The 21,827-nt window shown below is 33.3% G+C and carries 20 protein-coding genes; 19 read left to right on the top strand and 1 reads right to left on the bottom strand.

What is annotated here, in order from left to right; translation table 11 throughout:
• Window positions 1–72: 72 nt before the first annotated feature.
• Window positions 73–735, top strand: coding sequence for a hypothetical protein (locus M0R38_00175; protein MCK9480164.1), 663 nt, complete (start codon window positions 73–75; stop codon window positions 733–735).
• A 432-nt stretch (window positions 736–1,167) separates the two neighbouring features.
• Here M0R38_00175 and M0R38_00170 read toward each other — a convergent pair whose 3' ends face one another.
• On the bottom strand, window positions 1,168–2,265 hold the full coding sequence (locus tag M0R38_00170) for a site-specific integrase (GenBank protein ID MCK9480163.1): 1,098 nt from the start codon (window positions 2,263–2,265) through the stop codon (window positions 1,168–1,170).
• A gap of 206 nt (window positions 2,266–2,471) precedes the next feature.
• Between M0R38_00170 and M0R38_00165 the strand changes: the two genes are divergently transcribed.
• From M0R38_00165 to M0R38_00080, 18 genes are all read left to right on the top strand, one after another.
• Window positions 2,472–3,017 carry a hypothetical protein gene (locus M0R38_00165; protein ID MCK9480162.1) on the top strand — a complete coding sequence of 182 codons (546 nt, stop codon included), beginning with the start codon at window positions 2,472–2,474 and terminating at the stop codon, window positions 3,015–3,017.
• A gap of 169 nt (window positions 3,018–3,186) precedes the next feature.
• Window positions 3,187–4,089, top strand: a complete 903-nt coding sequence (locus M0R38_00160; GenBank protein MCK9480161.1) for a BRCT domain-containing protein — start codon at window positions 3,187–3,189, stop codon at window positions 4,087–4,089.
• A 467-nt stretch (window positions 4,090–4,556) separates the two neighbouring features.
• Window positions 4,557–5,882 carry a hypothetical protein gene (locus M0R38_00155; GenBank protein MCK9480160.1) on the top strand — a complete coding sequence of 442 codons (1,326 nt, stop codon included), beginning with the start codon at window positions 4,557–4,559 and terminating at the stop codon, window positions 5,880–5,882.
• The gene (locus tag M0R38_00150) at window positions 5,849–6,514 is read left to right on the top strand and encodes a chromosome partition protein MukE (GenBank protein MCK9480159.1); all 666 of its coding nucleotides are present in this window, start codon (window positions 5,849–5,851) and stop codon (window positions 6,512–6,514) included. The genes M0R38_00155 and M0R38_00150 overlap by 34 nt, the downstream gene beginning before the upstream one ends.
• Complete coding sequence (locus M0R38_00145; protein MCK9480158.1) at window positions 6,498–9,845, top strand: hypothetical protein; 3,348 nt, start codon at window positions 6,498–6,500, stop codon at window positions 9,843–9,845. The genes M0R38_00150 and M0R38_00145 overlap by 17 nt, the downstream gene beginning before the upstream one ends.
• Window positions 9,817–10,665, top strand: coding sequence for a hypothetical protein (locus M0R38_00140; GenBank protein MCK9480157.1), 849 nt, complete (start codon window positions 9,817–9,819; stop codon window positions 10,663–10,665). Before M0R38_00145 ends, M0R38_00140 begins: the two co-directional genes overlap by 29 nt.
• A gap of 1 nt (window position 10,666) precedes the next feature.
• Entirely contained in the window at window positions 10,667–12,178 is a 1,512-nt protein-coding gene (locus tag M0R38_00135; GenBank protein ID MCK9480156.1) for a hypothetical protein, read from the top strand.
• Window positions 12,178–13,776 (top strand): hypothetical protein, encoded by a 1,599-nt coding sequence (locus M0R38_00130; protein ID MCK9480155.1) that lies wholly within the window; start codon window positions 12,178–12,180, stop codon window positions 13,774–13,776. The genes M0R38_00135 and M0R38_00130 overlap by 1 nt, the downstream gene beginning before the upstream one ends.
• 405 nt (window positions 13,777–14,181) lie before the next feature.
• Window positions 14,182–14,634 (top strand): group I intron-associated PD-(D/E)XK endonuclease, encoded by a 453-nt coding sequence (locus M0R38_00125; protein ID MCK9480154.1) that lies wholly within the window; start codon window positions 14,182–14,184, stop codon window positions 14,632–14,634.
• Window positions 14,635–14,637: 3 nt separating this feature from the next.
• The gene (locus M0R38_00120) at window positions 14,638–15,075 is read left to right on the top strand and encodes a PUR family DNA/RNA-binding protein (GenBank protein ID MCK9480153.1); all 438 of its coding nucleotides are present in this window, start codon (window positions 14,638–14,640) and stop codon (window positions 15,073–15,075) included.
• Window positions 15,072–15,368, top strand: a complete 297-nt coding sequence (locus M0R38_00115) for a hypothetical protein (protein MCK9480152.1) — start codon at window positions 15,072–15,074, stop codon at window positions 15,366–15,368. Before M0R38_00120 ends, M0R38_00115 begins: the two co-directional genes overlap by 4 nt.
• A gap of 71 nt (window positions 15,369–15,439) precedes the next feature.
• The gene (locus M0R38_00110; protein MCK9480151.1) at window positions 15,440–15,778 is read left to right on the top strand and encodes a helix-turn-helix domain-containing protein; all 339 of its coding nucleotides are present in this window, start codon (window positions 15,440–15,442) and stop codon (window positions 15,776–15,778) included.
• Window positions 15,768–16,805, top strand: coding sequence for a DNA cytosine methyltransferase (locus M0R38_00105; GenBank protein ID MCK9480150.1), 1,038 nt, complete (start codon window positions 15,768–15,770; stop codon window positions 16,803–16,805). Before M0R38_00110 ends, M0R38_00105 begins: the two co-directional genes overlap by 11 nt.
• On the top strand, window positions 16,802–18,241 hold the full coding sequence (locus M0R38_00100; protein MCK9480149.1) for a DUF3883 domain-containing protein: 1,440 nt from the start codon (window positions 16,802–16,804) through the stop codon (window positions 18,239–18,241). The genes M0R38_00105 and M0R38_00100 overlap by 4 nt, the downstream gene beginning before the upstream one ends.
• A complete protein-coding gene (locus M0R38_00095; protein MCK9480148.1) occupies window positions 18,211–19,248 on the top strand; it encodes a DNA cytosine methyltransferase in 1,038 nt (345 codons plus the stop codon). The genes M0R38_00100 and M0R38_00095 overlap by 31 nt, the downstream gene beginning before the upstream one ends.
• An 18-nt stretch (window positions 19,249–19,266) precedes the next feature.
• Window positions 19,267–19,857, top strand: coding sequence for a hypothetical protein (locus M0R38_00090; GenBank protein MCK9480147.1), 591 nt, complete (start codon window positions 19,267–19,269; stop codon window positions 19,855–19,857).
• A complete protein-coding gene (locus M0R38_00085) occupies window positions 19,850–20,869 on the top strand; it encodes a DUF4868 domain-containing protein (protein MCK9480146.1) in 1,020 nt (339 codons plus the stop codon). Before M0R38_00090 ends, M0R38_00085 begins: the two co-directional genes overlap by 8 nt.
• A 568-nt stretch (window positions 20,870–21,437) precedes the next feature.
• The gene (locus tag M0R38_00080; protein ID MCK9480145.1) at window positions 21,438–21,806 is read left to right on the top strand and encodes a hypothetical protein; all 369 of its coding nucleotides are present in this window, start codon (window positions 21,438–21,440) and stop codon (window positions 21,804–21,806) included.
• Window positions 21,807–21,827: the final 21 nt, after the last annotated feature.

Genomic DNA, 21,827 nt, shown 5'->3' with positions numbered 1-21,827 from the left:
CGTAAGGACCTCTTTTTCACAATATTTACTTTTCCTATTAAAACCGGATTAATATTTGCAAATCGAAAAGTTATGAAAGTTTTTTTGCTGTTATTAGGCTCTGTTTTATTGGTTTCTTGTTTTCAAGAGAATCATTACTACGAGCCGGACCTTTCTGCAAAAGCAAAAATAGATTCATTACAAAAGGTAATTTTAGAACTGGAAAATACAACATCGCAAATTGATACTGTTTATACAACACAACCTACACAAGAAAACCAGATTAAAACCGATACGCAAGCCAAGGAGAAAAAGAAGGTTTTAGTTAACCCAAAACCCCAAAGAAAAATAGAAGACGACTCTAGTACTGTTAGATATAAAGACGGAAAAATTTCTGTTACCTATGGTAAAACAAGAAATAACAGACAAATAATAAGGATTTATGATAGACAGGGAGTGGTTATTATACAGTTTGAAAATGTTAGACTAAGTTTCCAAGAGATTACGACACTGAAATTTAGAAAAGACAACTCTGTAGAATCAGCAGAGACCGACTTAAATCCCGGAGCAAGTCTTTATTGGTATGAAACCTACTACACATTTGATGTTGATAATGAACCCAAGACAAAAAAAATACAAAGAATGCCGATAATGAGCTCCGGTGACATGCTACAAGACTTATATCTATGGAGCCGAAAAAATAGACAGTGGGTAAAACAAGAGATTGTAAAAGAAATGGATACCCCAATGAATTAAAAAGCTGCACAAAATCTCCAAACTGTCTAAAAACCACCCCCTTTATTAACTCATTGATTCTTAACAACATATTATTTAATAGTTAGTTTATATATTTGGTTTACTAAATTTAAACCACCGCTGAATCTTCAATATTTTAGACCCAAACCTGCTCAAAAAGTACCTAAGAGTACTTGGCTGTAATTTTTTAGCTCTAACAAGCAATTTGAAGCCGTTTCACAACATTATATTTTTCACTTTAAGTAAATCAACTTTTGAGAAAGGTTCTCTAAAGTTGATTAGAAATGAAATAAATGAGTAGTTTAGCAGCGTTTATCAAAAACTAAAGGAAGTTATTAGACAGACTGCCGTTGTGTTACAGACTAAAAAGGCGACAACACCTGCGTCACTAAGTTGATTTTGGTAAATTGATTGATGTTGCAGAAGGAAAATTTACTCTGAACCAAATAAATTATCCAGCGGACTTTTTATTTTTCTTTTTGTTTGATCAGTAAGTTGGGTATAAATCATAGTGGTTTTAATGTCTTTATGACCGAGTAATTCCTGTACAAATCTGATATCTGTTCCTTGCTCTATCAAATGTGTAGCATAGGAATGTCTTAGACTGTGAACACCTATTTTCTTGTTGATATTTGCATTTTTCATTGCATTTTTAAACACTTGCTGCACCGAACGAACAGCATACTGACCCCCGTATTGTCCTTCAAAAAGAAATTTCTTTGGTTTATAAACTAAATAATAATCCCTTAATTGCTCTAACACTGTTTCAGGTAAATTTACGTAGCGGTCTTTTTTGCCTTTACCCTGCTGAACCAAAACCTGCATTCGGTTGCTGTCAATATCTGTAATTTTAAGGTTTACCAGTTCGCTCACCCTAAGCCCCATTCCGTAACACATTTTAAGTAGCAACTGATGCTTCTTATTTTCTAAACTGCTCAACATCTTTTTTACATCATTGGTTGAAAGGGCTTTTGGTAGTATGCTTGGTTTTTTAGGACGAGGAATCTGCATAACAAATTTTTCTCTGTTCAATACCTGTTCAAAATAAAACTTAACTGCATTCATTCTGCTGTGCAAAGCATTTTCTGACAGTCGCAGCTTCTTTATACAATAAAGGAAATAACTCCTTAGTCGTTCAGCATTAAGTTCATCAACCGAAAATGATTTAATAGCTATAAGCAGTTGCGTAAATTCAGAGACATAAGTACGAATAGTATTGGGGCTATAAGCTTTCATCAGCAACTGCTCTTTAAATCGCTTTAATGCAGGCAGATTGACCTCATGAATTTTAATCAAAGCACTTTTCCCTGAATATTCCCGGTCTATTCCGAATAGTTTTCGGTAAAATGTATTATCGGGCACATACCATTTTTTATTAGAATGGCTCCATTTTGCTTTTGAGAATTTTTTTAAGTGATCAATGAGTTTCAAATCATACGGAAATATAATCCAGATAATTTCCTGTTTACGGTGTTGCCCTGGTGCAAAAGAATAACACTGTTTATTAAAAAAGTTTTTGGTGTTGGTCATAATAAAGTGCGCATTTTGTATAGCAAAATACAAACTTACGCAATCTTTTTGAAAAGATAATATGCAAAATGCGCAATATTGGTTTTAATCTGATTGCCTGTTTATCAAGAGAATATTCCCGTTTGCTTAGTATGTTGATATTTGAAATAAATATTGTATTATTGCGCATATTTATGAGTTATAGCCAATTTTAGGACGACAACGAAATGAAAGAAAAACAATTTGAAATAGAACTTTTAGACATTCATTGGTTGGAAGACACCCCTGAAGAAATTGACTTATGTGCTCACGGACAAGTGAAAGTTAGAATTGGTAATGAAATTATTGTTGACCGAAGAGAAAAAGAAAATCACTGGACATTAAGTGCAATGTCAGTTCATTTATTAAGAACAATTGACAACAATCACAACCCAGGAAATTTAGTCGGTGAACATTTGATTCCTTGTTGCGGACACCATATTGACCATCTTGAAAATAGTACAGACGTTCACATACAAGGTTGTTTTACAGGAATTAATTATTGGGTAAAACATATTGACAACAATATTCAGTTGACAACGGAATCAAATGCAGAGATTTTGATTTCAAGAGACGACTACAAAAATGAGATAATAAACTTTGTGGACAGGGTAGAAGAATTTTACAAAACTAGTAAACCAAAACAAATGCCTGACGACAACTACGACAGAGATGGATACGAATTGATGTGGAAAGAATGGAAACGAAGAAGAACTCAAATTGACACGAAATGAAAAGAAAAACTGGCTATAACAGCACCTACAAGAAATTGGCGGTTCAGTGGTTAAATGAAGCTTTGTGCTTCGTATCAAGTTCAGTGGCGGCAGACAGTTTAGTGCTCCGAAATCGCCAACTTCTTGTAGCTGCAAACCGTTACCAGTAATTTTAAAAGACGACACAATAATGAGCAACCTTGACGAACAGACATTAAAAGTTTACACCGCAAAAGCACAAGCCGACAAAGCAATAAGTTCTTTGAAAGGGATTTTGCTTGGCATTAACTTAGACGGCAACGTAAACGAAAAGGAAATTAACGAACTTCATAAATGGGTTGTTGCACACAATGACCTTATTGACCGAAATCCGTTCAATGAATTTATGAATATTATCGAGCAGACAATCTCGAACAAAATTCCACCTAAAGAAACAATTGAAGACTTGTATTGGTTATGCCAAAAATATGAAAATGACAACTACTACTACAACGCTGTAACAACAGACCTGCAAACATTGCAAGGACTTTGTCATGGAATTTTATCAGACGGGATAATAAACGAAAAGGAAATTTTCGACCTGCATAATTGGCTTCAAGAAAACGAGCATTTAAACACTTACTATCCCTATGACGAAATAAGGAGTTTAATTTTATCAATCGTTTCCGACCACAAGGTTGACGAAGAAGAAAAATTAGTTTTAAAAGCATATTTCAACCAATTTGTAAAACTTCATGACAAAGAAACAGGCGAACAAATTAAGAGTGAGACATCGGACGTTAGTATTTCAGGACTTTGCACAAGCGAACCTAATGTGACATTTCCAGGAAAGACATTTTGCATAACTGGCGTTCTCAAACGAGGCAACAGAGAAGAACTACAGAAAGACATTATAAAACTTGGCGGCATTCCAACAGACAGTGTTACACGCAAGACAGACTATTTAATTGTTGGCGATAATGGAAATCCAGCTTGGGCTTTTTCTTGCTATGGACGAAAAGTAGAAAAGGCTTTGAGTATGCGAAAAGAAGGACACACAATAATGCTTATTCACGAGTATGACTTTGCGGACATCGTTGACGACTTGAAATAATGAACAGCGGAAGAAAAACTACTGGTAACACGGGTTTTGCGTCAGGCGGGCTGACGTGCAAACTTAGAGCTTTGTGCTTCTATTTAAGTTCAGTGCTTAATGACAGTTTTGTGCTCCGAAACCCGCCCGAACGCAAAGCCCGAAACCGTTACCAGCAAGCGTATTGGACGACACAACAACAAGAAAGCGACAGACATTAACGAGAAAAAGTAAACCATTTTGACAGGTGACCAAAGACATAGAAACGATATAACAAACGGACAGCGAGTAAGCCGACACTCATTGCCGACCCTTCTGTGTTTTAATTTTTTCCCCACCGCACAAAAAAAAATGAATTTCTATTGCCATCGCACAAATGGCACATTTGCTTTTGCCCCGACCCCACTAGCCGACCCTTCGGCAAAAGCAAAAGAGCCATTTTTTCCCTCTGCTCTATTCCGCAATAAACTTATATTAGTGAACTGAACATGGATAAAGATTTAATCATATCACTTAATAAAAACTATGCTGACTTGATTCCGCAAAAGGAATCTTTATTGCTTATTGTTTGGCTTCATCAAAAAATAGAAAAGGGGTACATTAATGAAGATTTCGGTCAAAAAGACCTTGATGATACGATAGACGATGTTGTGGAATTTTTAAACATTACAACAGACAAGAATAAAGAAAACCTATCTAAAAAACTAAGTAATCATTTTTACATTACTGAAAGAGTTGGAAACAAATATCAAATTCACTTAACAGTTTTTGCAAAGGAATTTTGTAAACTTCTTATTCAAGAAGTCCAACCTGAAATAAAAAAGTTAGAGTTATTTCATGTGTTCAAAAGGACTTTACCATTACTTGACGAAGATTTACTTAACATTGAAACTTTTAGTTATTGGTTCAAAAATAACTTTCAACCTGCACGAAACGAAATATACTCACATACCGAAAAATTGAACAATGAAGTTGCAGACAGAATAAACGAACTAAGCACACTTCTTAAAACCGAAACCGAGAATCCAAAAGAGCAGATTAATTCTTACATGGAAATTTTCACCTTGCTTGAAAAGCAAACAACGGGCATAATAAACACCATTGACTATAAGAATGACACTTTAAGTAAAATAAAGTCAGCAAAAGAACATTTTGCAACAGATGAAGAAACATTTGATGAATTTTCAAGAATGCAAAATGAAGTTGAATATTTTTTTGGCAGTATTGACAGAAGAATAATGGTCATTAACGATAAAATTCAACTTGCTTCAAAACGGCTAAGAAATTTACTTGACACGTTGAAACATAAGCAACTTTTTAAAATCAAAATTGAAAAATTGCTTTTGCTCATGCTTAAATACAGTAGAAACGAAAAAGGAGAAATAAAGCTTCCTGATGTTTTCCAAAGAAAATATTTGCCGTTTATTCCTGTAAAATTTATCGCAATACCTAAAGTTGATTTTCAGTTTTATGCTAAAGCTGAACCACAACAACAAGAATACGACAAACATCACGAACAATCTGAAAGAAGAAAAGGTCTTGCATTGCTTGAAATTCAAGAAGCAACTGCAAAATGGTTAGATAAAATGAATACTGAAATAGAATCGGGAGTTAAAATTGAATTTGACGAATGGTTTGACAAAATCATTGAACAAGAAAATAATCTTGAAGTGCCTATTCAGGTATGCTTCGGTTTAATTGAAGAACATAATCAATCAGACCAAAAAACAATATCTATCCAAAAAGAAGAAGTAACAAAAAATAAAAACGACATAACATTATGGAGAATGCAAATGCAAACTATCCGTTCTTAAATTCGGAACAAGCAACAAAATACTTTGCAGATGCAGACATTGCATTAAAGCAAGGGAGACACATTCAAGATTTTGGAACGGACATTCGTTTATTTTCTTTCATAGACGAATTTTACGATAAAGGACTTGAAGATTATTACAAACAATTCTTCGGAATGAACTTAGTAAGTGATAAAAGTGATAACGGTAAATTCTATTATTTAGATTTCCCAGATGACGGAAAAGGAAAATTTGGGAAAGAAAACCGAAGCAAAGAATTAGAAGATGACAAAGTGATTTTTGCTATTCTGTTTTTAAACCTATACAAGGAGAGATTTTTTGAACAGAAAGAATTTACTTGGCAAGAACTTGAACAAATTTTTAAGGAAGGTGAACACAAAGAACTTTGGCAAAATATTCTCTTTAGCAAAGTGAAACAAAATTACACACCAAGAGAAGAACAAGATGTAAAAGATAAAGTGAGAAAAATCCTTTCTGACTTTGAAAAATTGGGGTGGATTGTTTTCAAAAATCAGGAAGAAATCCATTTTGAAGTTTTGCCAAGCATTGAACGAATAAGCAGATTATATGGAGATGTAATTGACAATTTAGAATCAATTGAAGAGTATTTGAACAATGAGCAGTTATCCTAAAATATATTCCATATCAACCGTAGGCGTTCGTCAGCACGAAAATGCTGACTACTTGTTGCATGATGTCAGAACTGATTTTACGGGGAACAACGGCTTAGGCAAATCGCTTATTGCTGATTTGTTGCAATTAATATTTATTCCCCTTAGGGATGAATGGAAGCCTGGAACAGAGGGCTTAGATAAAGACGATAGAAAAATTGAAACAATTCCGTTGGAAAGAGATTGGATAAGCCACGCTTATTGTTTTTTAAATATTGAAAAATCAAAAGGGAAATTTATAACAATTGGTGTTTTCATTCCGAGAACATCAAGAGTTCCTGTAAGACCTTTCATTGTTCAGAAAGGAGATGATTTTGAAGACAAGAAAATTGCTCTTAAACCTTTTGAACAACCTCTTAATTCAGAAGATTTCATTGCGGAGAACTTACACATTTATGATTTAACTGAACTTAAAAGAAACCTTAAAAAGAAGCATGACATTTATTTAAAAGACTTCTTTCAAAGAGAGCAGCTGAATGAATATTTTGAGTTGCTTTTCAAAAATCATATTTTACCTTTTGACTTAACGAAAGAAGCAAACTTAAAATCATTTGCAAAGGTCTTACAGTCATTTGCAAGAGCGAAAACACTGAAAATTACAGACTCAAGAAGTTTGCAAAATTTTCTATTTGAAGATGATGAAGACATAAAAACAACTTTTGACAATCAGAAGGAAATTTTAAATCAGCACATCCGAAATTTTCATCGTGCAGACCAAGAAATTAAAATTTGGGAAAGAAAACAGAAACTTTTAGAACACCTGAAAGGAAATCATGAAACTTATGTAAAAGCAAAAGAAGGTTATTTTTCAAAAAACGCACATTTGCTTTTTAAGAAAAAGCAAGAAGCAACAAAAGCGTTTGAAGAAAATGAAAAGTTAAAAAACAAGGCATTTGATGAATACAATAATGCAAAAGGAACTTATGAAGCCCAATGCCGAGAATCGTATACTAAAATGATTGAGCAGAAGGAAATTTGTAATGAAATACGAAGCAAGTTAGAAGATGAACAAACGGAAGCAGGAAAACAAAACATTGAGAAACTTAAATTGCAACTTGATAAAAATAAAGAGTTCAACAAACGTTTAGAAAATCTTTCTTCGGTAATAGAACAATTTAAAACACCTGATTTGATTAAGTCGGCTTTTGAAAAGCAGGAAAAAATTAAACAACAAAAATTCAAATTAAACCAATTAATAACAAGCATTCATTATAAGAAGTTTGAAACTTCAAAGTGGATTGAAGGTTACGAATCCGCATATGCATACTACAATCAGCGTAACTTATTCTTACAGGAGAAAATTGAAACGTTGAAAGAGGTATTAACCTTGTATGAAGGAAAAAACACCGATTCGATTTTTCATTGGGCTGTTAAGCAGAAATCGGCATTGACGATTGAACAAGAAACTGTTTTAATGGCGTTCAAAGAAATTTACATAAAGAAGATTGAAGCAAAAAAAGGCAACAAGTTTTCTTTGAATCCCAAAGCACTACTAAATTCATACGAAAGTGATGGCAACGGAATTTGGATTGTTCTAGGCGAAGTTTCAGAATATTTTGAATTAGTTCCCAAACAACTATTCAACGATAAAGACAAATTAGAAAAGGCTATTGAAAGCGATAGAGAAGCTATCAGAAATGAAATTTTAGTATATGAAAAAGAACTTCGTGAAAACAGGGAATTAAATGCAGGTCTTATACAAATCGGATTAAATCAAGAACTGATTGACATTTACACTAACCGTTCAATAATTGATGAATTTGAAATAGATAAACTTTTAACGGAAGAAAATATTCAATTCATTGAAGATAATTTTGATTCTTTTTCAAAATTGACAACACTTACTGAAGAAGCTAGAGAGTTGGACGATAAAATTACCGACATCATTAAGAAAACAGATAGAATTGAATCTTCATTAAAAGAAAATACAAAAGTTCTAACACCTTTACTCACCGACATCAATGAGTTAAAATCTGAAATGCAAGAACCAGTTGATAAAACAGATTTAAAGGTAAAGGAAATCCGCAAGGAAGAACTTATTGAAATGAGAGATGAAAGAGAAAAAGATATTAGAGCAGCAGAAAGAATAAGACGAATAACAAAAACAAAACGAGATGATTCTCTTTCTGCATTCAATAATGCTAAAAGTCAAACTCATTCCTTGAAAGTCGCTAAGGAATCTTCGGAATCTAATTTCAATATTGCAAAACGAAATCTTGAAGAACAAACCGATTTACAATTTGATAAACTTCTAACATTAGGCGATGTAACAGAAGATACCGTTATAACAGTCAAAGAGGAATTTGACAGCTCAGAAAAAATGTATCAGCAGGAATACATGACCGTTGCTGCAACATTTGATGAATCAAAACCAGAAAAGAAAAATCCTGAACTGTATGATGGAAATGGCATTTCTTATTATAGCTATCAAACATTAGAAAATGTATTGTGTGGAAAAATAGGTTTAAGCGGCTTGACTAAAGAACTTAATCAACTTAACACACAACTCTTAACTTTAGGAGAATTACAATTAAAGATTCTTACAAATGTTTTTGGATTGGTTGAAAAACAATATAAAACACATGAGGATACTGTTCGAAGGTTGAACTTCTTCTTTGAGAAAAATAAAGTTAGTGATGCGTTCCAATTTAAAGTTGAATTTGAACCACGTAAAGACATAAATATTGACTGGATTGAAAAGATGAAAGCAAGAGGCAGAGTTCATAAAGAAGGTGCTGACTTGTTTACCCTTCCAGAAGATTTACCTTCTAATGAAAATACTCCTGAAAATCTGATACGAAATATTGCGAAGAAGTTTTATGGTTCGGTGAATGCTGACACATCTCAACTTCTTAATCCAAAATTTTATTTCTCATTAAAGGTTAGAATGGAAGATGAAAAAGGGAAAAAGAATACTGGAAGTGGCGGACAAGCATACACAGCTTTAGCACTTCTTTGTATTGGAAGGTTGTCAATAGTTCAAAAGCATCAAGAAAAAAATCAAGGAGTAAAATTCATCATCATTGAAGAACTTTCAAATATTGACGACACTAATTTTAATATTTTTCCTGACATAGCTAAACAATTTGGATATCAGTTATTGACAATGACTCCAAAACCATTTGGCTCATACACCAATGATGAATGGTATTTACATATGCTTGTTAAAGGTAAGCAGGACAAAGACCGCAACTATACACCAATGAGTTTCTTTAAAACGAAATTCAGAAAAGTTGAACTAGATAAACATATACAAGAACAAAATGAAGTGGAAGGCATTAAAACAACTTAATCAACTTTATATAGAGGGAGAAACATCAACTGAGTTGCTTGGCGTTCCTTTGGGTAAAAGGATTTTGGAAATGGAATATGTAATTACTGTAAATAAAAAAACAATCTCCAAAACGGATTCTTTTGACTGTTTCTATTCTGAAAATTTGCAAGAAAAGTTTATCAATTATTCTGGACTCCTTGAAAGATATAGTCTCAATGATACAAATTTTGAAGAATCAGAACTTGACGCACTTTTAAAAATAGAACAAAACAGAGAACAAATTTTGGATTCAGATAAAAGTCAAAAAGAGATTTCAACGCTTTACTTTGATAGTGCAAAATATTTAACGAGAGCAAGCAAGCTATATAATGCTGTATTAAATGTTTTAGAATTAAATGAATTGCCGATTGATGAACACGACCAACAGTATTTAAAAATACTGCATTGCAAGAGCAGAATTCCTAAGGCAATCATTCTTTGTGAAAATGACAATCAAATGAAAAAAGAAAGATTGTATAATGTAGAGTTATGGTATGCAGGAGGAAGAAACACCGCCAAATTAAAATATGTTATTGAACCTGAAATTCCATTTTATTATTTGTGCGATTGGGACAACAGAGGAATTGAAATTTTCCAAAGTATTAAAAGAAAATATTTCCCAAAAATTGAGATACTTGTTCCACAAGAGCCAATTAAAACATTGGCCAAGATTAGAGAATGGAAAACCGAAATCGACTATTCGCTTTTTCCGAAAAATGCAAAGGAAATTTTGACGAGTCTTATTCCTGAAAAATGGATTGAAGAAGAAAGTATAAATCATGAACTTTTAAGAAGATAATATGCCTACTAAGTTTCCAAATGCAAGCATACTTACCCTCATTACTCAAAGCGATGGAAGCAATGAGAAGTTGCTTTTTATTTATCTAAAAACTATTCCTGATTTTTATCCAAGTAATAAAATTCATTGGTATGACGGAGCAGGGAAAGATGGGAAACCAAATAAAGTTTGGGATAAACTTTCTATAAATCAATGGACAGGATGTGGAAAGGATTCCATAATGCTGAAAATTTTTGACGATATACTTTCAGATAAAAAGCTAATCATTGATAGTAAAGAAATCTCTCTGACAATCTCTCCACATGATATAAAGACAAATAATGCTGACCCTTTTAAAAGTAGAAGAGAAAATAAATTTGATTCATTAGTAACGGAGAACAATACTCTAATTCCACAAGAGTTTTATCAAAAGGAGAACTTGCAATTTCTCTCTGCTTTCAAAAATGGTTCGTTAGAAATTAAACCGTTATTCCCTTTAGGATTCTTTGAGGACAATTTCATTCACGACAATTTGAAAAAAGGAATTTGGGGCATCAAAGAATATAGAACCGCTTATCTTACATTTCATGGAGTAAGAAAAACCTCTGAAAAGGGAATTGGCAGTAAAGAAATGGTCGGCTTCTATCAACAAAATTTCAATCCAAAATCAAAATATGAAGCTATTATAAAAAATGAAAGTGAACAGGAGATTGGAAAAGCAACCATTGATAGCAACACAGGATTTTTCAAAACCAAGTTAACTGAACCCACAAAAAAAGGTAAGGTTGAAATTTTGGTTGATGACAATGAAGAAAAAGTAATTGAATATTTTCTCATTCAAGACATTCAAGTGAACGGACATATTGCCAACGCCACATTCAAGGATGCTTATGGTAGAGACTTCATGCTCACATCAGACAAGAAAAAAAGACCTGAAAATATTTCGAATTTCACTTGGCAACAAAATGTTTATGCTGACAAGAATACAGCGAACAAAAAATTATCAGATTTATTCAAATCCATTTTAGATTATTTAGGACCAAAAATTCTAATTGCAGACCCATACTTTTTTGGTGATATAAAAGAAGATAGTGTAACAGCAGAACTTCAATTGAAAGACGACCAAATTGCTTTGCTTAATGCGATGACACATTCAGCATTGGAAAAAGGTATTTCCAAATTCTACTTTTTAGGTTACTGGGGAAGAGCAAGAAATCAATTAGCAATTGATTGGATTAGCAAGTATGAGAAGTATTTCAAGGGGTATATTCTCACAAATAAATTTGAAAAATATTTTCCTGCATCAACTATTATGTTCTTCAATGCTCAAGCTGAATTTCATGCCCGATATTGGTTTTCATTGATTGACCAAGATGGAGTTGAAGTATTAGACAGGTGTGTAATTATAACAAACAGTATAGGAAATATGAGTGAACTTGATATTGTTCCTGTTATAGATGAAAGTCAGTTGCGGCAAATAACAAGACAATACACAGGCATTTTTAAAAATTCACAAGAAAGATTGCGTATATAATGGAGCAGCTTAAAACTATTATTCAAAAAACAATTTCTTCCAAGTCAACAGTTGACTGGATGGTTGTCCACGATATTTCAAAATCAAAAATTGAAATTGAAGGAGTTGAGTTTTCGTTTGTTGATGGTAAGGAAAGATACAATGAACCTTTCAAAACAAACCAAGGTTACATCTCACTTAATAAGCCTTCTGTCGTAATTGAATTTCAAAGAATAGCTAATGAACTTTTAGATGAATTTAAATCAAATCCTATTGCATTAGCGAACTTGTTTATAGTATTTACAAGAGCCAGTTATAAAGGAGAAGACAAAGAAACCCTTTTGAAAAATTTCAAGAAACAACTTGGAAAAGATGTCTGTACAAATATTTTCAATCTTCTTATTTCTTCACTCAATAATGAATATTACAAGGACAATCATTCAATAAAAAAACCTCTATGCACAAATGACTGGTTAGATATTTTTCGTTCTACTCAATACATGCATGGCATATCTGACCCACTTATTAATTGTTTGCAATTAGTAAGGAATGAAAGAAATCGGAAATTAAATTATGACTTGCTTGAAAAAATGAAGCCTTTACTTAGGGCTGTATTGGTTGGACAGTATGGTTTTGACTTGGAAATTACTAAAGGAAAACTCAAAACACTCTATCAAAATTCTAAAGAACTAATCTTTTTATCAGCATGTTTAGTTGATGATTCAGCACCAGACAAAACCCCACCTGATTGGCTGACAGAAACTCTAATTGAAAAGTTTTTAGAAAACCACTGGGACACAATTGGCAAACAAATTTTTGTTCATGTTTTTGGTTTAAGTTATAGGAACAAGAATGACAACAAACTTTATGACCATTTAAAACAATTAAGCCATGTAGTTTTATTGAAGAAAATAAAAACAGAGAATGCAGAAACTGTAAAATGGATAAGCAAATTTGTATTTCCAAATGACTTTATTGCTTTGTTTAGTTGGTTATCTCTAAATAAAATAAGCCCAAGCGAAATTCCCGATTCAAACAGAATTGTAATTACAAATCAATTTGTTTCCGAATTACAACGAATAGCAAAGGAAATTCCAATTCACTTAGCATCAGAAAATAGTAGCGACCCTTTCACTTCCTTTCAGTTGCATGAAGGTAAATTTCAAAATGCTTTGGCTTATGTTCTATTGTTTTTGCTTTCTGCCACCGACTCAAATAGAAAAGATATTGAGAATGTTTGCCATGAATTTAAGACATTGTTTTACGGTGGCTTTAGAGCAACATACTTGGCAACACATTTTACAGAACTGATGCTTCTCATAGGACTATCAGGTATTCATATATACGGACTTGAGGAAGGAGATTATTTGGCTCTCGAACAGTATCTGAAAATAATATCTGACACAGTTTTAATTCCATACATACATTTAAAAGAAAGAGAAGATGAAGTTTGGAATCCTGAAAGTGAAAGAGACGTATTTCAATGGAAAGCTGGAAGTCACTTAGTAACTAATGCTTTGACCAATGTTAGAAAACACGAAATATTTAAACACTATCAAGATTTCTTTAAAACAATTGATGACATCAAAGTTTCTAATTGGAATTTTCAAACAAAATAATAATGAAAAGCCAACGCACAAAAGCACACACATTGCCAAGTCGCACAAACCGACACACAAGCCAAAACTTGGCCAAGAGTGTGCTTTTCCCAACCCAAGAAGAAATTCATTTTTTTTTCTCCCTCCCTTCTGAAAAAATTAAAACACCCGACACACAGACCAACACGACAAAGACACATAAAATCAACAAAGACAATGGTTTACATACACGGTGGACAAGAACGCCAGCTGGTAACAGGCGTTTGGCTCAATGGCGGGTGCAGTGGTTAATTGAACATTCTACCTCGCATCAACTTTTGTGGTGTATTGACAGTTTTGTGCTCCGAAATCCGCCACTGCGCCAAGCGCCAAAACGTTAGCTGCCATTTTGGGGCGACAGCACTAAAACGAAAGACACAAACAAAAATGAGCAACACTTTTAGACATAATGCAGGTTTTGGGAAACGAATGGAATATTACGTTATCAGTAAAATGCTTGAACAAGGACTTGACGTTTACATTCCTTTAATTGACGACTTTGCTATTGACGCTGTTATTAGAAAAAAAGACGGCTCATTCATAGAAGTCCAGATAAAAGCTCGTTCAAAAGACGTGAAATTTGGTGATGCAGCTTTGTTTGCTGCAATTACTCACGAACACAGAGAAAACTACTATTTTGTATTTTACTCTCACAGATTGGACAAAATGTGGATTTTATCTTCAGAAGATTTTATTAATGAAGCCGTACAAAACAAAACAGGAAAAAATCAGGGAAAACGCTCAATATGGTTCAACGGAAAAAAAACAAAAAATCAAACTGAACACGCATATCCTCGTTTTGACAAATACCTTTGTGATAACTTTGACATTTTTAAATAGACTATGAGCGATAACGAAATTTACAGCGAGAAAATCACTAAAGGTTCACGGACTTACTTTTTTGACATCAAGAAAAGTGAGAAAGGTGACTTGTATCTGAAAATTTCCGAAAGTAAAAAAATTCAAAGCGGTTACGAACATCACCGACTTATGGTTTATGACGAAGACTTGAAAGACTTTGTTGAAGCATTAAAAAAGTCGCTGACAAAGTTCAAAGAACTTAAAGAACCCAAAGACGGCAAAACATATTCGGTAGAGAAAATCAGAGAAACACATCAACAGGCATATTTGCCTTGGACAGCAGAAGACGACAATAAACTTGAATTGCTATTTTGTGAAGGCAAGAAAGCGAAAGAACTTGCAGAAATATTTGGACGAAACGTAGGAGCAATTAACTCACGAATAAAGAAACTTGAACTCAAAGACAAATACGGAAAATGACCCCACTATTCCCCCACGACAAAAAAGAAAAACGGCAGCTAACAGCGGTTTGGCTATATTTTTTGTTCGGGGGCGACAGTGCTTTATTCAACATTAGTGCAATAATGAACGGCAGTGCTTCTATTGAACTTTTGTGCTTTAAATCCCCTCACAAAAAACATCGCCAAGCCGCAAACCGTTATAGGCAACCCCTGACCCACCGCACATTCAAGCACATTTGGTTTTTCCCACTCACAAATCCAACGCTAAAAAACCAAAAGAGCTTGAATTTTCCCAACGCACGAAAAAAATAAACAAAACAGTTGCGATACAAAAAAATTTGAGTAATTTTGTCGATTATTGACAAGTATTAAATTGCAAGTATATGAAAGCAACTTTTGGTGAATACATTAAGCGATTAAGGAAAGACAATGGTTTGACTTTAACACAACTTGCATTTCAGCTTAACCTCGACTCTGCAAATCTCAGCAAAATAGAAAACGGGAAAAGAGAGTTTGACGAAAAACGATTAGAAAAATTGGCAAATGCTTTTAAACTCGACTTTGAAAAATTGAAAACTGAATATTTTGCAGACCAGTTCGCAAAGAAAATGTATCAATACAATTGTTCACCTGAAACATTAATTGTAGCAGAAGAAAAGATTAATTATTTAAAAAATATAAACGTAAAACAAGAAAAAATAAGTTTTGAAGATGAAAAATAAACCAACGGTGATAGACTTGTTTTGCGGTTGCGGTGGACTTTCTTATGGATTCATCGAAGCTGGATATAATGTGCTTTTGGGTATTGACCATTGGAAAGACGCCATTACAACTTTTGAAAATACACACAAAAATGCAAAAGGAATTGTAGCCGATTTATTTACAGAAACACCAATAGAAATCAGTAAAAAGACAGAAATCAAAAATATTGATGTAATCATTGGAGGCCCACCTTGTCAAGGTTTTTCCATTGCAGGAAAACGGATTGTAGACGATGAACGCAATCAACTTTACAAATCATTTGTAAGTTTCGTGAAATTTTACCAACCTAAAGTTTTTCTAATGGAAAATGTGCCAAACATTGTTTCAATGGGAAAAGGTGTTGTAAAAGACAGCATCATTAAAGATTTTGAAAAGCTCGGTTACACGGTAGTTTATAAAGTTTTGTTAGCATCGGATTTTGGCGTTCCACAAAACAGAAGAAGAGCGTTTTTTGTTGGCACAAAAAACAAAACAGAGTTTGTTTTTCCCGAACCTACAACAGAAAAACCAATAAATGCAAAAGAAGCAATTTCGGACTTGCCTGAAAAATCGTTGACAGACGGAACGAAATACAAGTTAGAACCAAAATCGGATTATCAGAAACTAATTAGGGAAAAATCTGTTGGAGTTTACAATCACGAAATAACAAATCATAGCGAACAAACAAAAAGCATTATTTCGCTTGTTCCTGACGGTGGGAATTATAAAGATTTGCCCGAAGAATTACGGAAAACAAGAAACGTAAATATTGCTTGGACAAGACTAAACAGCAAAAAACCAAGTTTTACAATTGACACAGGACACAGACATCATTTTCATTATAAATACAATCGTGTACCAACTGTAAGAGAAAGTGCGAGAATACAATCGTTTCCCGACACTTTCATTTTTTTAGGAAGTAAAACAAGCCAGTACAAACAAGTAGGCAATGCCGTTCCGCCAATTTTGGCAAAGGTATTGGCAACTGAAATTAAGAAATATCTATGAGCGGAATAAAAACATACAGAATACCAGACGAATATTTTTTCCGTTTGCACCACGTCAGACCACGTTTCAAAAATGATGTGGAAGAAGTTTTGTTGTATGTAGCAACTTCTATTTCAGAAATGGCGGTTTTACCAAACAACGATTTCAGGAATGAATTGAATAAGGTATTATTTGGTTTTAAAAAGAATGCAACATCTACACAAAAGACAATAGACAATTGGCGAACAGAAATTTCCGCTTTGTTTGGGTTTATCCAAGAAACAAATGGTTATTCCCAACCAAGTTTAATGGCTAAAAGACTTGCCAACAATCAATATTTGGACGAGTTTTTTAATTACTTTTTGTATTCATTTCAATATCCAGCAGGACACATAAAATCTCAAAATGTAATCAAACAAATTGAAGCAGGCGTAAGGTTTAAACCTTGTCAATTCATACTTAATTTACTAATTGAAGGAGAAAAATTAACAGAAAAATCATTTAGTATAACAGCCGAAGAACTTACACAATGTGCATATTTCGACCTACGAGTTACAACAGGAAAAAGACAAGCAAAGGAAGTCGCAAAACTCATTCTACAAAATAGAAAAGACAAAGTAGAATATGAATATGATTACGAGGCTTTAAGAAACGAACGCACAGGCGAATTTCCGTCAAAGGGCGACACCAATCGTTATGCAGGAGATATTTTAGATTATATGGTTTTAGCTAACCTTTTGCAACACAAAGGAACAGGTTACTATTATTATCTGAATGGCGAAAACAAAGAAACTATCAACTTCCATTTACAAAATGATGTTTGGTTTGATGAGTACGACAAATTCTACAATGCAGACGAAATCACAAATCCAGAAATTGGAGCGTTAGAAGAAGTTTGGTTTGACTTTGTAAACAGCTTTGACAATATCGAGGCGTTTGCTCCGCATTTAGAAGAACGTGAAGTTGAAAATATCTCTACACTCATTCAAGAGTATTACTCACGAATGAAAGAAGATAGAAAAGTACCTACAAAAATATTCGGGGATTACGGAGAAACTTTAATCTTGGCTCACGAATATTTGAGAACAAAAGACGGTTCAAATCGTCAACACTTAATCAATAAAATCCCTACTCCACTTGGAGTTGGTTACGATTTACAAAGTATCGAAATTCCTAAAAACAAACGATACATCGAAGTAAAAACAACCAAATCAAGAAAAGCGATTAACAATAACCGTTTCAAACTTACGCCAAATGAATGGGACACAGCCGAAACATTAGGCGATAATTATTTCGTTTATTATTTAGTGATAAATGACGAAGGAAAAAACATTTTCGTTATTCAAAATCCTATTAAACAATTTGAATTAGGAAACTTGAAAGTAGATAAAAATTTAGTTGTTGAATTTTCTAAAACATCAGGGCAATGGCACAAACTTTTGGAAATAGCAAGTTAAAGGTTGCTTCACTTTTCTGCGGTTGCGGAGGAATGGATTTAGGCATTCAAGGAGATTTTAATTTCCTTGACAAGCATTATGCTGAATTACCTTTTGAAGTTGTTTATGCGGTTGATAATGATGCGTATGCAACAAAAATTTATAATGATAACTTTTCACATAAATGCGAAACAAAAGATGTTCGTGACATTACCCCGAGTGAAGTACCAGACCACGACATTTTGTTAGGTGGGTTTCCTTGCCAATCATTTTCAATCAGTGCTCAAAATCCACCAAGATTGGGCTATAAAGATGAAAGAGGTCAACTGTTCTTTGAAATGGTAAAAGTTTTGAAAGAAAAACAACCACGTTTTTTCATAGGAGAAAATGTGAAAGGCTTACTCTCAGCTAACAAGGGTATAGCATTCCCATTAATTATAAAAGAATTTGAAAAAGCAGGTTATCATATTCATTACAAATTATTAAACGCTTCGGAATTTGGAGTACCACAAAAGCGTGAACGAATTTTCATTGTTGGTTTTAGAGATTTTGAAGATTTTTTCAATTTCAAATTTCCATTGCCAAATACTTTAAACAGCTCTAAAATTGTACTAAAACAAGTCATTGATAAAAAGGCTGACAAAGACGAAAAATGGTTTTTCAGTCAAAGAGCTGTTGAAGGAATGTTACGTGTTAGAGAAAAAATGAATAAAGGAAGAGTCCAAGACTTAAATGAACCTTGCAATACAATAACTTCACATTTAGCAAAAGTAAGTTTAAACGGAACTGACCCTGTTTTAATGGTTGGAGAACGATACAGGCGTTTTACACCTAGAGAAGCTGCTTGTATTCAATCATTTCCATTATCGTTTAAATTAGATAGTGTTTCAGATAATAGAAAATATCGAGCAATTGGCAATGCTGTTCCACCTGTTTTGATGTGGAATATAGTATATGCTTTGACTAATTGTTGTGTAAAAACAACCATTATCGTTGATGAAAAAGAATTAACAGAACAAATCATCTAATACTTGAAAAATGAAGTAATGAAAAAAGTAAAACTAAATAATATTGCAATTTTTGTGCTGTTCATTACATCATACATTCCATTGTTTGGACTTTTGATTTTACGACAAGTCAAGCAAAATATTGAGTTTTTGAATTTTGGAGGTTTTAACCAAACAAGCATTTTGTTAGCTTTTAAGAAATTTGGGTTAAGTGCTTTTCTTTTTCTTGTTGCAATATTCGGTTATATCGGATTGAAATTCCTATTGACAAATTTAGACACTAAAAAATCAAATGGAGAACTTGTGAAAATTGTTGAGGTAGAAAACAAAAATAGTGAAAGCATAAGTTATATTTCTACCTACATCGTTCCATTTATCTTTCAGGATACAAACAATTTGTTTGACATTACTTCTATTTTTATTGTTTTAGTCATCATATTTTTCATTTACACCAAATCAAATATGATTGTGATAAACCCCATTTTGAGTATTACTCACACACTTTACCAAGTTGATTACAATAAAAAGGGAAAAACAAAGAAAGGACTTTTAATAACGAAAGAAGAAGATTTGGAAAGCGAACAAGAAATAAAAATGAATCTAATTACGAAAAACATTTATTATGGATAAATCTCTATTAGTTGATATAATCAGTCTGGCAAATTCTGAAAATTTGAAAATGTACTTTGTTACCCGTATTCTCAAAGAGGGAATGAGAGCCAACTCACGAGTTTTAGAAAAATTTGATTTCAAAGTTTATCAGATAGAAATTACAGACGAAGTAAGAAAGTACCTTTATGAACTTTCGCTAAAACAGTTTCAGAAAATTCAAGATAATGAAGATTTACATTTCTTTGATTATGATGTCATTGCAGATGAAACAGAGCATTTGTTTACATACCAAATGCAAAATAAAGTTGGCTCATTTTCAGATGTTGTTTACAACCAATTAAATCAAAGCCCTCAGAAAATAACAGATTTAAACGATATACTCCAAGACGAAACACTCTGGGCATATTGTGTAGAATTTGAAATTGATAGTGATAAATCTTTCTACACATTTAGAAAGATTTCACCCGGGAAAGTAGGTGTCGAGAAAGAAAAAGACGGAGAAAAGAAAAGCATTGGCAATCAAATTAGAACCTTCTTTGATACCAATACAAACACCTTGTCATTGTTAAAAAGTGATACTGTTTATTTAGATAAACAAATAGACTGTATCTTCTATGAAGAAACTTTTTACATCTTGAAAAAGTATTACTTTGAACAACTTGTTGGATTACAAGAAGAGTACAAAAAGAGAGCCGAAGAAGTTGCAACATCATTATCTATACACGAATGTTTCGGTGATGTAAAATTGCTAACCGATAAAATAGAAACCAAGTTTGCCATTCATAAAAAGTTGATGAAGTTAGAAAAAATTGGAAACCTAAACTCTTTAACTTCAAAAAACTTAAAGAAATTAGAAACATTAGGCAAAAAGAAAAAAGCACCAATAAATATAAAAAATGGCAAAATTCAATTTGAAACGGAAGAAGATATTGACAATGTAATTAAACTGTTGTGTGATTATTTCAAAACAGGAGATTATTCGGGCAAACCATACGGGACATACGCAGGAAAACTACAAACGACAGAATAGCCTACCGCATTTGGTAGCACATTTTCATTTTTACCATTCGCACAAAGCCAAACAAAAAATGAAAAAGAGCTACCAAGCCAACAGACAAGCCGAACGAAAATGAAGGGGTATGCCTATAACAAGCAGTTTTGCAAGATAGCGGGCGAAGTGCTTCGTTTCTAAGTTTTTTTGTATATTTGAAGTGTCGGATTCGTTTCAAAGTTAGTGCTAAAAATCCGCTACCTCGCAAAGCTGCCAAAACGTTACCGGCAAGTGTAACAGACGACAGTGCTAACATTAAACGGACGACCAAAATTTGAACATTAACACAAGGACAAACCATTTTGAAAAGCGACCAACATATAGACCTTATTACTAACGGACAACGAGCAACCCGACACGCTGACCGACCCTATGTTTTTTATTTTTTTGCCAACGCACATTTTTTAAAGACAATTTTTAGCCTACCGCACAAATGGCACATTTGGTTTTGCCCGACACACAAGCCAACCCTTCACAAAACCAAAAGAGCCATTTTTTGCCAACACACCCGAACAAAAAAATTTATACCTTTGCAGACAGAAAAAATATGACAAGACAAATTTCCATAATGCTGATAGTGATGCTTGGTTTCTTTTTGACACCAACGCTGACCTATGCTTGTGGTAAATCTCACACGAAAACCGAAAAATCTTGTTGCGACAAAAAAACATCACAAACAGAGAAAAAAGACTGTTGCAAAAATCATTCTGACAACAACCAAAACAATGACGGTTGTGGTGGAAAATGTAAAAACCCTTCCTGTCATTGCCCAACTGCTCCCCTTGCTTTTGCATTAACTCTTGATGCAGGAATGAAAAATCACATCATCGTACTCGAAAATTTAACTTTTGGCTATACGCAAAGTTATATTTCTTCGGGATTTCATTCCATTTGGCAACCGCCTAAAATAAGCTGATTTCTTGACTTGACAGCCATA

The organism is Bacteroidia bacterium (assembly GCA_023228875.1).
Lineage (GTDB): Bacteria > Bacteroidota > Bacteroidia > NS11-12g > UBA955 > JALOAG01.
The sequence above is the reverse complement of the archived record's forward strand: the minus strand, read 5'-3'. Positions and strand labels throughout refer to the sequence as shown.

What these genes read in the sequence shown, in the direction of transcription:
- M0R38_00175 (MCK9480164.1), top strand. Translation starts at nt 73, where the DNA reads ATGAAAGTTTTTTTGCTGTTATTAGGCTCTGTTTTATTGGTTTCTTGT.
- M0R38_00170 (MCK9480163.1), bottom strand. Translation starts at nt 2,265, where the DNA reads ATGACCAACACCAAAAACTTTTTTAATAAACAGTGTTATTCTTTTGCA.
- M0R38_00165 (MCK9480162.1), top strand. Translation starts at nt 2,472, where the DNA reads ATGAAAGAAAAACAATTTGAAATAGAACTTTTAGACATTCATTGGTTG.
- M0R38_00160 (MCK9480161.1), top strand. Translation starts at nt 3,187, where the DNA reads ATGAGCAACCTTGACGAACAGACATTAAAAGTTTACACCGCAAAAGCA.
- M0R38_00155 (MCK9480160.1), top strand. Translation starts at nt 4,557, where the DNA reads ATGGATAAAGATTTAATCATATCACTTAATAAAAACTATGCTGACTTG.
- M0R38_00150 (MCK9480159.1), top strand. Translation starts at nt 5,849, where the DNA reads ATGGAGAATGCAAATGCAAACTATCCGTTCTTAAATTCGGAACAAGCA.
- M0R38_00145 (MCK9480158.1), top strand. Translation starts at nt 6,498, where the DNA reads ATGAGCAGTTATCCTAAAATATATTCCATATCAACCGTAGGCGTTCGT.
- M0R38_00140 (MCK9480157.1), top strand. Translation starts at nt 9,817, where the DNA reads ATGAAGTGGAAGGCATTAAAACAACTTAATCAACTTTATATAGAGGGA.
- M0R38_00135 (MCK9480156.1), top strand. Translation starts at nt 10,667, where the DNA reads ATGCCTACTAAGTTTCCAAATGCAAGCATACTTACCCTCATTACTCAA.
- M0R38_00130 (MCK9480155.1), top strand. Translation starts at nt 12,178, where the DNA reads ATGGAGCAGCTTAAAACTATTATTCAAAAAACAATTTCTTCCAAGTCA.
- M0R38_00125 (MCK9480154.1), top strand. Translation starts at nt 14,182, where the DNA reads ATGAGCAACACTTTTAGACATAATGCAGGTTTTGGGAAACGAATGGAA.
- M0R38_00120 (MCK9480153.1), top strand. Translation starts at nt 14,638, where the DNA reads ATGAGCGATAACGAAATTTACAGCGAGAAAATCACTAAAGGTTCACGG.
- M0R38_00115 (MCK9480152.1), top strand. Translation starts at nt 15,072, where the DNA reads ATGACCCCACTATTCCCCCACGACAAAAAAGAAAAACGGCAGCTAACA.
- M0R38_00110 (MCK9480151.1), top strand. Translation starts at nt 15,440, where the DNA reads ATGAAAGCAACTTTTGGTGAATACATTAAGCGATTAAGGAAAGACAAT.
- M0R38_00105 (MCK9480150.1), top strand. Translation starts at nt 15,768, where the DNA reads ATGAAAAATAAACCAACGGTGATAGACTTGTTTTGCGGTTGCGGTGGA.
- M0R38_00100 (MCK9480149.1), top strand. Translation starts at nt 16,802, where the DNA reads ATGAGCGGAATAAAAACATACAGAATACCAGACGAATATTTTTTCCGT.
- M0R38_00095 (MCK9480148.1), top strand. Translation starts at nt 18,211, where the DNA reads ATGGCACAAACTTTTGGAAATAGCAAGTTAAAGGTTGCTTCACTTTTC.
- M0R38_00090 (MCK9480147.1), top strand. Translation starts at nt 19,267, where the DNA reads ATGAAAAAAGTAAAACTAAATAATATTGCAATTTTTGTGCTGTTCATT.
- M0R38_00085 (MCK9480146.1), top strand. Translation starts at nt 19,850, where the DNA reads ATGGATAAATCTCTATTAGTTGATATAATCAGTCTGGCAAATTCTGAA.
- M0R38_00080 (MCK9480145.1), top strand. Translation starts at nt 21,438, where the DNA reads ATGACAAGACAAATTTCCATAATGCTGATAGTGATGCTTGGTTTCTTT.